Source organism: Schauerella aestuarii, from assembly GCF_009866805.1.
In the GTDB taxonomy this organism is placed as follows: domain Bacteria; phylum Pseudomonadota; class Gammaproteobacteria; order Burkholderiales; family Burkholderiaceae_B; genus Schauerella; species Schauerella aestuarii.
In genome coordinates this window covers 206948-220071 of sequence record NZ_SIZW01000039.1, presented here as the reverse complement: position 1 = coordinate 220071, position 13124 = coordinate 206948, and the positions used below count along the sequence as shown (strand labels likewise).

11 protein-coding genes and 1 pseudogene are annotated in these 13124 nt (G+C 64.3%); 9 read left to right on the top strand and 3 right to left on the bottom strand.

What is annotated here, in order from left to right:
* Positions 1-29 precede the first annotated feature (29 nt).
* Positions 30-1892 (bottom strand): biosynthetic-type acetolactate synthase large subunit, encoded by a 1863-nt coding sequence (gene ilvB / locus EYW45_RS04095; protein ID WP_161134097.1) that lies wholly within the window; start codon positions 1890-1892, stop codon positions 30-32.
* Between the two features lie 94 nt (positions 1893-1986).
* On the opposite strand from ilvB, the gene EYW45_RS04090 reads away from it, so the two are divergent.
* Both EYW45_RS04090 and EYW45_RS04085 read left to right on the top strand, forming a co-directional pair.
* On the top strand, positions 1987-2454 hold the full coding sequence (locus EYW45_RS04090; protein WP_161134096.1) for an Lrp/AsnC family transcriptional regulator: 468 nt from the start codon (positions 1987-1989) through the stop codon (positions 2452-2454).
* A gap of 138 nt (positions 2455-2592) precedes the next feature.
* Positions 2593-3093 carry an SET domain-containing protein gene (locus EYW45_RS04085; RefSeq protein WP_161134095.1) on the top strand — a complete coding sequence of 167 codons (501 nt, stop codon included), beginning with the start codon at positions 2593-2595 and terminating at the stop codon, positions 3091-3093.
* 112 nt (positions 3094-3205) lie between these two features.
* Here the strand turns inward: EYW45_RS04085 and EYW45_RS04080 are convergent, their stop codons facing one another.
* Both EYW45_RS04080 and panE read right to left on the bottom strand, forming a co-directional pair.
* Positions 3206-3775, bottom strand: a complete 570-nt coding sequence (locus EYW45_RS04080; protein WP_161134094.1) for a nucleoside 2-deoxyribosyltransferase — start codon at positions 3773-3775, stop codon at positions 3206-3208.
* A gap of 25 nt (positions 3776-3800) precedes the next feature.
* Positions 3801-4751: a 2-dehydropantoate 2-reductase gene (gene panE / locus EYW45_RS04075; RefSeq protein ID WP_161134093.1), complete on the bottom strand. Its 951-nt coding sequence runs from the start codon at positions 4749-4751 to the stop codon at positions 3801-3803.
* Between the two features lie 352 nt (positions 4752-5103).
* On the opposite strand from panE, the gene EYW45_RS04070 reads away from it, so the two are divergent.
* The 7 genes and pseudogenes from EYW45_RS04070 to EYW45_RS04040 form a co-directional block, all read left to right on the top strand.
* Positions 5104-6129: a BMP family protein gene (locus EYW45_RS04070; protein ID WP_161134092.1), complete on the top strand. Its 1026-nt coding sequence runs from the start codon at positions 5104-5106 to the stop codon at positions 6127-6129.
* On the top strand, positions 6126-7712 hold the full coding sequence (locus EYW45_RS04065) for an ABC transporter ATP-binding protein (RefSeq protein ID WP_161134091.1): 1587 nt from the start codon (positions 6126-6128) through the stop codon (positions 7710-7712). Before EYW45_RS04070 ends, EYW45_RS04065 begins: the two co-directional genes overlap by 4 nt.
* Positions 7709-8776, top strand: a complete 1068-nt coding sequence (locus tag EYW45_RS04060) for an ABC transporter permease (RefSeq protein WP_161134090.1) — start codon at positions 7709-7711, stop codon at positions 8774-8776. Before EYW45_RS04065 ends, EYW45_RS04060 begins: the two co-directional genes overlap by 4 nt.
* A gap of 18 nt (positions 8777-8794) precedes the next feature.
* Complete coding sequence (locus EYW45_RS04055; RefSeq protein WP_202444576.1) at positions 8795-9745, top strand: ABC transporter permease; 951 nt, start codon at positions 8795-8797, stop codon at positions 9743-9745.
* A 63-nt stretch (positions 9746-9808) separates the two neighbouring features.
* Positions 9809-11095 (top strand): amidohydrolase family protein, encoded by a 1287-nt coding sequence (locus tag EYW45_RS04050; protein WP_161134089.1) that lies wholly within the window; start codon positions 9809-9811, stop codon positions 11093-11095.
* Between the two features lie 93 nt (positions 11096-11188).
* Positions 11189-11581, top strand: coding sequence for a hypothetical protein (locus EYW45_RS04045; protein WP_161134088.1), 393 nt, complete (start codon positions 11189-11191; stop codon positions 11579-11581).
* Positions 11582-11761: 180 nt separating this feature from the next.
* A pseudogene (locus EYW45_RS04040) lies at positions 11762-13036 on the top strand (putative DNA modification/repair radical SAM protein); the annotation flags it as partial.
* Positions 13037-13124: the final 88 nt, after the last annotated feature.

The following is a 13124-nucleotide window of genomic DNA, read 5'->3' as shown; positions in this document are numbered from 1 at the left end:
CGCTATTGCGTGCTGCGGCACGCTGGCGCTCAATCCGACGTGGTCACATCCTCGTACCACTCGCCGGCCGACAGCATGATGCGGTGATGGCCCACACCAGCCGGCATCATCGGAAAGCAGTTCTCCTGCTCCGCCACCGACACATCCAGGAAGAACGGCCCCTCGTAATCGAGGCACGCCTGCAATGCCGCATCGAGCTGGTCGGGGTGCTCGACACGTGCCGCGCCCCAGCCGAAAGCTTTCGCCAAGGCCACGAAATCCGGCAGCGATTCGTTATAGCTGTGGCTGTAGCGCCCGCCGTGGATCAGCTCCTGCCATTGCCGCACCATGCCCATGTAGCCGTTGTTGCACAGCACGACCTTCACGGGCACACGATGCTGCATCGCGGTGGACAGTTCCTGAATATTCATCAGCACCGATGCGTCGCCGCTCACGCACACCACCGTGCGCTCCGGATGGGCGATCTGCGCGCCGATCGCAGCCGGTACGCCGTAGCCCATCGTGCCGGCGCCGCCCGAGGTCAGCCAACGGCCGGGTTGGTCGAAGCGAAGGTGTTGCGCGGCCCACATCTGATGCTGGCCCACGTCGGTGGACACGACCGCATCGCGGTCCTGCAGCAGCGCGTTCAGGCGCTTCATCAGATCCTGCGGCAGGATGCGGTCGGCCTCAGGCGTGACGCTCAAGCAGTCGCGCTCGCGCCAGCGCGCCACCCGCGCCCACCACGCATCCAGACGAGCGGGATCGAAACCGTCCGGGCCCACCTGCTCGTGCACCGCTTCGCGCAGCGCCGTCACCATCGGCAGGCAGTCACCCACCAGCGCCACGTCCACGCGGATCACCTTGTTGATCGACGACGGATCGATATCGATATGGATCTTTTTGGCATGCGGGCAGAAATCGGCGATCCGACCAGTGATGCGATCGTCGAAACGCGCCCCCACGCAGACGACCAGATCGGCGTTGTGCATGGCGAGATTGGCCTCGAGCGTGCCGTGCATCCCCAACATGCCTACGAATTGCGGATCCGAGGCCGGAAACGCGCCCAGGCCCATCAGGGTAAGCGTGCACGGCGCGCCGGTATCGCGCACAAGCTGGGTGAACACGGCGCAGGCCTCGGCCCCGGCATTGATCAACCCGCCACCGCCATAAAACACGGGCCGCCTGGCCTGGGCGATCAACGCGGCCGCATTGCGCAGCGCGCCTGCCGGCAGGCGTGACGGGCTGCGGTCGGCCTGGCGGCGCGCACGCAGGGCGGCGCGGCTGGTGACGGCAGCCGCCGCCTCTTCGGATTCGGGGTCGACCGACGGCAACGGTGCAAGCTGCACATCCTTGGGGAAATCGATCAGCACGGGGCCCGGACGGCCGGAGCGCGTGAGCGCCAGCGCACGGTGCACGATATCGCCCACATCGCCGATATTATGGATTTGCGCGTTCCACTTGGTCACCGGGCGCGAGATGCCGATGGCATCGCATTCCTGGAACGCATCGGTGCCGATCGCCGACGTCGCCACCTGTCCGCTGATGCACAGCACCGGAATCGAATCGCACATGGCATCGAGCAGACCGGAGGTCGTATTGGCCACCCCAGGTCCGGATGTCACGATCACGACGCCGGTACGTCCGGTGGAACGCGCATAGCCTTCGGCGGCATGCACGGCAGCCTGTTCGTGGCGCACCAGTACGTGGCGCAACCGCGGCTCGGCGTGCAGCGCGTCATACAGCGGCAGCACGGCCCCACCGGGATAACCGAAGACGGTGTCCACACCTTGCGCAATCAGGGTGTCGAGCAGCAGCGAGGCGCCATTGCGGGGCGCGCGGTCGGGTTGCGTATCGGGGCGAGCGTCGAGCTCGGTGACGGCTTGGGCGTGGAGTCGGTCATTCATGCTGACCATATTAAGGGGATTTGTCGAGAATATTTGTCCTATTTTTCTGGAAAATAGGCACGCTTGGAGTAAATTTATCTTCATATCCCCGAAGGCGAAGAAAATGAATCTCGACAAGTTCGATCTGGCCATTTTGCAGGTCCTGCAACGCAATGCGCGCGCGAGTCTGGCCGAGATCGGCGCTGCCGTCGGGCTATCGTCCACACCCTGCTGGAATCGCATCAAACGCATGGAAGGCGCCGGGGTCATCCGCGGCTACACGGTCGACATCGATCCGGCGAGCCTGGGATTCATGGATACGGTGATCGTGCATGTGACGCTCGAGAGCCACAGCGACGAAACGCTATATGAATTCGGCAAGGCCTTGTCGGCCATCCCTGAAGTGCTGGAGGCGTTCCTGGTGTCGGGCGACTACGACTACTACATTCGGATCGCCGTGCGCGATACACGCGACTACGAACGCATGCTGCGCGAGCAGCTTTATCGCATCCCGGGCATTCGGCACAGCAAATCCTGCTTCGTCTTGCGGCGGCTGAAGGAAACCTTGCTGCCGATCGCGCACAGCGGTTAGACGTGCATGCGGAGTTGCCTGCCTAAGTGCCGGCGCGTGTGCGATTGGCGCACGCCACACATGCGCTTTCGCGCTGCGCCGATATAATCCGGTCTCTGCGGCGCGTCGCGCCCACTGTCGCAACACCGCCCACACGCAATGACCCTCGTCACCGAAAAGCCCTGGTACACCGTGCGCCGCTCCAAGCTGCATGGCAACGGCGTCTTCGCCGCCCGCAAGATCCCCGAAGGCACCCGCATCATCGAATACGGTGGCGCACGCATTTCACCCGAGGAAGCGGATCGGCGGCATCCCACCAATCCGGACGATCCTTTTCACACGTTTTTCTTCGCATTGAGCAGCGGTCAGGTGATCGATGGCGGCGACCAAGGCAACGATGCCCGCTGGATCAATCATGCGTGCGCCCCCAATTGCCAGACTGAAGAAGGCCGGCACGGCAAGCGCGTGTATGTGGTCGCCTTGCGCGATATCCCGCGCGGCGAAGAGCTGTTTTACGACTACGGCCTGGTGATGGAAGACAAGATCACCAAGCAGATGAAGCGCGACTACCTGTGCCTGTGCGGCGCGGCCACCTGCCGCGGCACCATGCTGGCCTTGCCCGAAAAGAAAAAGAAAAAGGCGAAGACCGCCGAGGCTTGATCGCGGGCGATCGACCCGTCAGCTGACGGGCGAAGCGCCGCGCAACGTCGATCGACCTGTACGACGGCTACGCTCGCGCATCGCTTGCGAGGCCGTCGTCACCGCCGGTCGATCAACGTCCCAACGTTCCCCGACGCACCATGGCGGCCAGGCAATCGAAGACATCGCCGGGCACGATGCGCCCCGCACACGCGAGCATCAGATTGCGTGGCAATCCGAAGTCTTCGATCGTATAGCCTTCAGCGTCCACCTTGCGGTGAGCGTCGTGTGGGTCCGATTGCCCCGGTACCTGATCCACGATGGCGGCGTCGCCGTCCATATACATCCACACCGGTTTGCCAAGCGCGGTCGCATAGCCGATCTCGAACGCGGTGCCCGAATCGGGTTCGTAACCGCGAAACGCGTTGACGTTGGCCAGCACGGCATCGGCGCGGCGGATCAGCGCCACATTGCCTTCGTAGATCCACTCGGCCAATGCCGGCCCGCTCACGTCAGCGGGCGCGGCATTGTCCAGCGGATACAAGCCCTCGAAACCGTGCTCGGCGCACGCCGCCTTCAGCCGCTCGCCCCACGCCACCGCATCGGCGCGAAACACGTCGAACCCCGCGAGGTACAACGTGGGCCGCGCAGACGCCGGTGCGCCGGCGCCAATGGAAGCCTGTGAGCTTGCGGAGTCGTTCATCGTGGCACCCTTTCTCGCATGCGGATCAAGCCGTTTTCTCGGCAGCCTGCGCCTGCTTCGCGCGCCGGTTCTGGTACACCTGCAAATGGCAATACGCCGTGCGCAGATACGGTGTTTCGATGCCCAGCGTGCGCGCCCGGGCCGCCATGTCGCCCACGATGTGATCGGCCTCGACTTGCTGGCCGCCCTGCAGATCGCGGAACATCGAGGCCGTCATCGGCGAATTCGGATCGAGCATCATTTTGCTGGTGCGCGCGTCGGCTTCGGCGCTTACCGGATGCGTCATGGCGGTGGCCACCGCTTGCGTTTCGGCGATCAGGCCGCGCAGGATGTCCAGGCCATCTTGCGTAGAGGCGATCTCGCCCACCGTACCGCGCATCAGGCAGGTCGCCGCCGCGAGTGAGGTCAGAAACGTGAACTTCTCCCAGATCGCCTGGTAGATATTCGCGCTGTTGGTGAGGTCGAAGCCCGCCTGGCCGAGCGCGGCCACGATGGCCTGGCTGCGCGCGCTGTTGTGGTCGCCGGTGCGCTCGCCAAAGGTCATGGCCGCGCCCTTGTTCAGATGACGCACCACCCCACCTTCGCCCAGCGTGGCACTGATCTGACACAGGCCGCCCAGCACGCGATGGGCGCCGAATCGCGTATCGAGCACCTCGTAATGCGCCACGCCGTTCATGATCGGCAAAATGGTGGTGTGCTCGCCGACAGCCGGTGCGATGGCTTCGATGGCGGCATCCAGGTCGTAGGCCTTGCAGCTCAGCACCACAAGATCGTAATCCTCCTTGAGTTCGTTCTGCGTCACGATCTTGGGATGAACCACGGCATCACCCAGCGGGCTCTCGATGCGCAAGCCTTCTGCACGCAACGCCTGCGCACGCTTTTCGCGCACGAGGAATGTGACGTCGGCGCCGGCCTGTGCCGCCCGTCCGCCGAAATAGCCGCCCGTGCCGCCGGCACCCAGGAACAACATACGCATCGCTCAATCTCCAGGAGTGACCGCTGGACGCACGCCTGTTGCAGGCGACGGCAGCGATCTTATGTGAAGCGTCATTATGCGCGCGTCGGCCGACACGCCGAACGCCCTATAATGGCGCGCTTTGCAACGCTCATGCCCCAACTTGGGGCGCGTTGTGCAACCTTGCATCAAAAGAGTGCAACGTCCTCCGCCTTCCATCTCGGAGTGCGAATAGACGTTGTAATGGCATACATTTTGCATGATCGTAAGCCCTGCGCGCGCCATCCTTGACGTGCCGAAGACATCCGCGGTATGCCACCCCTGGCGCTGCTTGCTCATTCCTAGCTTTCGATCCGAAAAGGACCTTGTCACCATGTCATTCGTCTCCCGCTTTCCGGCCACCCTCGCCGCACGACGCCACGCCCTCAAGCTCGGCGTGGGCGTGATTGCCGCCTTCGCCCTGAGCGGTCCGGTCCATGCGCAAGCGGCCAAGACGCGCGTTGCCGCCGTCTACACCGTGCCCGTCGAGCAACAGTGGGTGTCGCGGATTCACACGGCCCTTAACGCCGCCAAGGCGCGGGGCGAGATCGACTATGTGTATTCGGAAAACGTGACCAATGCCGACTATGAACGTGTGGTGCGCCAGTACGCCGAGCAAGGCAACAAGCTGATCGTGGGCGAAGCGTTCGCCGTGGAAGCGGCTGCCCGCAAGGTGGCGCGCGACTACCCCGATACCGGCTTCCTGATGGGTTCGTCGGGCAAGCCGCAGAAGCCCAACTTCTCGGTGTTCGACAACTACATCCAGGAACCTGCGTATCTCACCGGCATGATCGCAGGCGGCATGACCAAGACCGGCAAGATCGGCTTGGTGGGGGGCTATCCCATCCCCGAAGTGAACCGATTGATGAACGCCTTCATCGCCGGCGCGCGGGAGACGCGACCCGACGCCACCTTTACCGTGAGCTTCATCGGCTCGTGGTTCGATCCCCCGAAGGCCAAGGAAGCCGCATTCGCCATGATCGACCAGGGCGCGGATGTGCTGTACGCCGAGCGCTTCGGCGTGTCGGACGCGGCCAAGGAACGCGGCAAGCTGGCCATCGGCAACGTGGTCAATACGCAAAGCCAGTATCCGGATACCGTGGTGGCCTCGGCCTTGTGGGACATGCAGCCCACGATCGACCTCGCGCTCAAGCAAGTGCGCGAAGGCACGTTCAAGCCGGCCGAATTCGGCGAGTACTCGATGATGAAATACAAGGGTTCTTCGCTGGCGCCGTTGGGCACATTCGAATCCAAAATCCCGGCTGAATTGAAGGCCCGCGTCGACGCCAAGCAAAAAGCCATTCTGGATGGCTCGTTCGAAGTCAAGGTTGTGGACAGCGAGCCCAAGCCCGCAAAATGAACGCCGCTTCGCCTGCCGCCGTCGCACCGGCACTCGCCCTGCGCGGCATCACCAAACGCTTCGGCACCCTGACCGCCAACGACGATGTGTCGCTGACGGTGGCACCCGGCGAAGTGCTGGCGCTGCTGGGCGAAAACGGCGCGGGCAAATCGACGCTCGTGTCTATCCTGTTCGGCCACTACATGGCCGACGCAGGCGAGATCGAGGTGTTCGGCCAGCCGCTTGCGCCCGGCAAACCCGAAGCGGCGCTGGCCGCCGGTGTGGGCATGGTGCATCAGCATTTCACGCTGGCCGATAACCTGACGGTGCTGGACAACGTGATGGTGGGCACCGAATCGCTGTGGCGGCTCGCCTCGCGCCGCCGCCAGGCCAGCAAAAAGCTGGTCGCACTCGGTGCACGGTTCGGTCTGGCCGTGGACCCGAAAGCGCGCGTCGCCGATCTCTCGGTAGGCGAAAAGCAGCGGGTCGAAATACTGAAGGCGCTGTATCGCGGCGCCCGAATTCTGATTCTGGATGAACCCACGGCGGTGCTCACCCCGCAGGAAGTCGATGGCCTCTTCGCCACCTTGCGCGGCTTCATCGCCGAGGGGCTGGCCGTAGTGTTCATCTCGCACAAGCTCGATGAAGTGATGGCGGTGTCGCACCGCGTGGCGGTGCTGCGCCGGGGCAAGCTGGTGGCCGAACGCGATACGCGCGCCACCTCGCCCGCCGAACTGGCCGAGCTGATGGTGGGCCGCAAAGTGGTCCTGCCTCGGGCGCAAGCGACGATGCGCGCCGAACAGGCCAGCCCTGTCGTCACGCTGTCGCAAGTGACCGTGCGCGGCGGCCGCGGTGCCGCACCCAAGCTCGACGCCGTGGATCTCACCGTGCACCGGCATGAAATCGTGGCGATCGCCGGTGTGGCGGGCAACGGCCAGCATGCGCTGGTGTCGGTGCTGACCGGCATGGCACGTCCGCATGACGGCACGATCCGTCTTGGCCCTGAGCATGCCCCCGCGCCGCAGACACCGGCGCAATGGACGGCCGCCGGCGTAGGCCGCATCCCCGAAGACCGTCACCATGAAGGTCTGATCGGCGATAACCCGTTATGGGAGAACGCCATCGTCGAAGACCTGCACGAATCCCGCTTCGCCCGCTTCGGCCTGATACGCGCCGGTGCCGGCCGCGCCTTTGCGCAATCTTTGGTTGAGCAGTTCGACGTGCGCGCCGCCTCGCTGGACGTGCGCTCGCGCAGCCTGTCCGGCGGCAATATGCAGAAACTGATCCTTGGCCGTGCCTTGTCGCGCGAGCCGCGCCTGATCGTCGCCGACCAGCCCACGTGGGGCCTGGATGTGGGTGCGGTCGCTTATGTGCGTGAGCGCTTGCTCGCTGCGCGCGAACGCGGCGCCGGGATTCTGCTCGTCTCTGAAGATCTGGACGAGATCTTTGCCCTGGCGGATCGAATCGCCGTGCTGTGCGCCGGCCGACTGGTGGCCGATCGCCCGGTGGGCGACTGGACGCCCGCTACCGTCGGCCTGGCCATGACGGGTGCCCTGCCCGACTTCGCCGCCGTTTCTCATTCCGACCTGACTGCCGCCGTATGAAGTACTCGCTCGAGCGCCGCCCCGAACCCAGCCGGGTTGCCATGGCCATTGCCCCGTTGGCTGCCGTGGCGTGCACCCTCATCATCTGCGCCCTGCTCGTCGCCTGGGCCGGCGCCCCCGTGGGCCGCACGTATGTGCTGCTGTTCGAGGGCGCATTCGGATCGCGTTTCGCCTGGGCCGAGACGCTCACGCGCGCCACGCCCATCATGCTCACCGGTCTCGCCTGCGCCGTGGCCTTTCGCGCCCGGTTCTACAACATCGGCGCCGAAGGCCAACTCTACCTGGGTGCCTTGGCAGCCGTGGCCGTGGGCGGCATGCATGGCGGCGTAGGGCTGGATGTGCCCCTGCCCGTATTGGCCGTGGGCATGATGCTGGCGGCCGCGCTCGCCGGCGCGCTATTGCTGTTGATCCCGGCTTTATTGAAGACGCGTCTGGGTGTGGACGAAGTCGTCACCACACTCCTGGGCAACTTCATCGTGCTGCTGTTCGTGTCGATGCTGCTGGATGGCGCCATGAAAGATCCGATGGCCATGGGCTGGCCGCAGTCGGTCGCGCTCAACCCCGATCTGGAGTTCAGCAAGCTCATCGCACGCACGCGGGCCCACACCGGGCTGCTATGGGCTGTGGGCCTGGCGATCGCGCTGTGGCTCATCAATCGCTACACCGTGTTTGGATTCAAGATGCGGTCGGTAGGCGCCAATGCGCATGCCTCGCGGTTTCTGGGATTGCCGGTCACGCGCGTGATGCTCGGCACGGCCATGCTGTCGGGCGCGCTCGCCGGCCTGGCAGGTGCCATCGAGGTGGCGGGCCGCACCAGCTACGTCACGCTCGATATGTCGCCCGGCTACGGCTACACCGGTGTCGTGGTGGCCATGCTGGCCGGCCTGCATCCGCTGGGCGTCATTGCCGCGAGCGTGTTCGTGGCGGGCATGCTCGTGGGTGCCGACAGCATGAGCCGCGCGATCGCGGTGCCCAATTACATTGCCGACGTCATCGTGGCGGTATCGCTCCTCACGATGCTGGTCGCCACCCTGTTCGCGCAATACCGCGTGCGGCGCGGCTAACGGCCAAGGACGAACATCATGGAATGGATGGATCTACTGGGCTCGAGCGCATTCTGGATTGCCGTCCTGCGCCTGGCCACGCCACTGATTCTGGGCACCCTGGGCGTGCTTCTGTGCGAGCGCGCCGGCGTGCTAAACCTGGGGATAGAGGGCATCATGGTGGCGGGCGCCTTCACCGGCTGGCTCGCCGTGTATCTGGGCGCACCGCTCTGGCTGGGCGTGCTGGCCGCTGCGTTCACGGGGGCAATATTCGGGCTGTTGCATGCGATTCTGACGGTGCCCCTGGGCCTGTCCCAACACGTGTCGGGGCTTGGCATCACGCTGCTGGCCACCAGCCTCTCCGCATTCGCTTATCGCGTCAGCCTGCCCAGCGTCACCACGCCGCCCACCATCACACCGTTTGGCGAAATGCATTTTTTCGACGCCATCCCGGTCATCGGTCCCATCCTCGGCGCGCAGACGCCGTTGACCTTGCTGGCGCTGCTCGCGGTGCCGCTCATCGCCTGGATGCTCAACCGCACACCGGTGGGCCTGGCGCTGCGTATGGTGGGCGAGAATCCGGCCGCCGCTGAAGGCCAGGGCTTATCGGTCACGCGCCTGCGCATGGGTGCCATCGTTGCCGGCTCGAGCCTCATGGGCATCGCCGGCAGCTTTCTCACCCTGGCGGCCTTCAACGCGTTCTTCTTCAATATGGTCAATGGCCGCGGCTGGGTGTGCGTGGCGCTGGTGGTGTTTGCCTCGTGGCGGCCGGGCAAAGCCTTGCTGGGCGCCCTGATTTTTGCGTTTTTCGACGCGCTCCAGCTGCGCGTGCAGCAGGGCGCGGGAAGCCTGCCCGGCATTCCCGAACTGCCGTACCAGGTGTACCTGATGCTGCCCTATGTGCTGTCGATTCTGGCCCTGGTGGTGATGGCACGCCGTGCGGCTTACCCGCAGGCACTGATGAAACCCTATCGCAAAGGTGAGCGCTAGCGCGCCGCCCAGCCGGCCGCGCCCTCTGCGCACGGCCGGCGTCCCGTTCAAGGTGATGAAACGATGTTCGATCTGCTTCTGAAACACTGCGTGCTGCCCGACGGCCGCACCGATATCGATATCGGCGTGCGCGATGGCCGCATCGTGGCCATCGACCGCAACATCGCCGCGCAAGCCGGCGAGATCGTCGATGCCGCCGGCTGCCTGCTGAGCGCGCCGTTCATCGACGCGCATTTCCATATGGACTCCACGCTCTCCTATGGACTGCCGCGGGTCAATCAATCGGGCACCCTGCTCGAAGGCATCGCGCTGTGGGGCGAACTCAAACCCCTGCTCACGCAAGACGCGTTGGTCGAACGTGCGCTGGCCTACTGTGATTGGGCGGTATCGCGGGGCCTGCTGGCCGTGCGCTCGCATGTGGACGTTTGCGATCCGCGCCTGCTCGCCACCGAGGCCTTGCTGCACGTGCGCGAAAAAGTGAAGCCGTATCTCGATCTGCAATTGGTCGCGTTTCCGCAAGACGGCATCTTGCGCGCGCCCGGTGCCATGGCCAATCTGGTGCGCGCGCTGGACATGGGGGTGGACGTGGTGGGCGGCATCCCGCACTTTGAGCGCACGATGGCCGATGGTGCCGAATCGGTACGCCTGCTGTGCGAGCTGGCCGCCGAACGCGGCCTGCGCGTGGACATGCATTGCGACGAGTCTGACGATCCGATGTCGCGACATATCGAGACGCTGGCGTTTCACACGCAACGTCTGGGATTGCAGGGCCGTGTCGTGGGCTCGCATCTGACGTCAATGCATTCGATGGACAACTACTACGTCTCCAAGCTGATTCCGCTGATCCGCGAAGCAGGCGTGGCCGCCATCGCCAATCCGCTCATCAACATCACATTGCAAGGCCGCCACGACACGTACCCGAAGCGTCGCGGCATGACGCGCGTGCCCGAACTGCTGGCGGCCGGCGTACCGGTGGCCTTCGGTCAGGACTGTGCGATGGATCCCTGGTACAGCCTGGGATCGGGCGACATGCTGGAAGTGGCGCACATGGGCTTGCACGTGGGCCAGATGACGAGCCGCGATGCGATGCTCAGTTGCTTCGAGGCCGTCACCACGACGCCGGCCACCATCATGGGGCTCACCGAAACGGGTCTGGAGGTCGGCCGCCGCGCCGACTTCGTGTTGCTGCATGCCCGCGATCCGATCGAAGCGATTCGCCTGCGCGCAACGCGCCTGGGCGTGTGGCGTGCCGGCCGCCGCATCGCGTCGACGCCCGCGCCTGTCGCGAAATTGGACCTACAGGGCCGCCCGGCAAACGTCGACTTATTGGCACCACAACGACCCGTCTAAATGCTGCTTACGCGGGGATTAGAAGGACAATCCTAGCAAAGCGACTAGACCCGGTCGCTAGATTGAATCTTTCCGTTGAAAAAGGAGACGCTCATGACGGCGATGATGGTGTTGGAAGCAAATAGCAAAGTTATACGCTCTGAAGTCAAAACCGCGCTGGAACTGGCAGGTGTGCCGCATATTGCGGAAGATGATGAAGGCTTGTTTGGCGAGTTTGCTGCTTCCAAACTGTACGTTGCAGTCAATGATGTAATTTGGCGACCTGAGCTTTCAATGCTCGACAACCGGCCCCCGTGGCCAGTCGCGCTGCAGATGGTGTGCCATTTCGCTCCCGGTCAGCTCGAAGCCGGCATGAAGGATATTCGTGCCTTCGTCGAAGCCCTCGCACCGGCGACTCACGGCGCATTCGTCGTCCATTACGGCCGCGAACATATTTGCGCATGCTCCAACGACGAGACCGGACTGCACTGGTACGGATTGGCGTAGCACCGCAACGCAGGCCGCCCGTGCAAGGCGCCTGCGGTGGCGGCTGCCCCACTGCACGCTCTGGTCACGACCTGGTGACGCCCTGGTGATGCTCTCCCAGCCCGGCCTGCAAGCCATGTCCTGCCGCATCCAGGATGGACCAGGCCTGCTTGCTTTTCCGATTTACTGTATATTTGTACAGTGACTTTAAATCGAAAGTTAGCCATTCTTGCCGACGCGGCCAAATACGACGCGTCGTGCGCCTCCAGCGGGTCGTCCAAGCGGGATTCAGTGGGCGGCCGGGGGATCGGCTCGACTGAAGGAATGGGTATCTGCCACAGCTATGCGCCCGATGGCCGATGCATTTCGCTGCTCAAGATCTTGCTCACCAACTATTGCCTGTACGACTGCCAGTACTGCGTGAACCGCGTGAGCAGCAATGTGCAGCGCGCGCGCTTCACGGTTGAAGAAGTGGTGCAGCTCACGCTGGATTTTTACCGGCGCAATTGCATCGAAGGATTGTTCCTCAGCTCCGGCATCATCCGCGATTCCGATTACACGATGGAGCAGGTGGTCGAAGTGGCGCGCAGCCTGCGGGAAGATCACGATTTCCGCGGCTACATCCATCTCAAAACCATTCCCGACGCCAGCGACGATCTGCTGGCGCGCGCCGGTAAATATGCGGATCGGTTGAGCATCAACGTCGAGCTGCCCACCACGCAAAGCCTGCACGCGTTGGCCCCCGAAAAAGACAGCGCCGGGATTCGGCGCAGCATGGCGCGATTGCGCGTGCATATCGATAATGCACGCGATGACGCCCGCAGTGCCGCCCAGCCGGCCACCGCGTCCACCTCGCGCCCGCAAACGCCACCCCGGCGCGCCGCCGCGCCGCGCTTCGCACCGGGCGGCCAGAGCACGCAGATGATCGTCGGTGCCGACGCGACCGACGATCGCACGATCCTGACGGCAAGTGCCACGCTTTACGGGTCGTACCGCTTGCGGCGGGTGTACTACTCCGCGTTCAGCCCGATTCCGGATGCCGCGCGGGCGTTGCCACTGGCGGCGCCGCCGATGATGCGCGAGCACCGGCTGTATCAAGCCGACTGGCTGATGCGTTTCTACGGCTTCGAACATCACGAAATCGTGTCGGCCGGCGACGGCATGCTCGATCTCGATATCGATCCCAAGCTGGCCTGGGCACTGGCGCATCGCGAGAAATTTCCAGTCGATCTCAACCGCGCGCCGAAGGAATTGCTTTTGCGCGTGCCGGGCCTTGGGGTCAAAACGATCGAGCGGCTGGTGCAAACGCGCCGGGTGCGACGCTTGCGCCTGGATGATCTGTCCCGGCTTCATGTGTCGCTGAAGAAGATCATGCCCTTCATCTGTGTGCTCGATCACCATCCCGGCCGCACCCTCGATGCGGCCGATCTGGCGCAGCGGTTGCGTCCGCCACCGGCACAAGGCGGGTTGTTCGACGAGCGGGAAGCGGCGCCGGTGTCCGGGTCGGATGGCGACGGCGGGCCGGAACCCGATGCCGGTCTGTGGGCCGCGCTCCCTGAAGAAA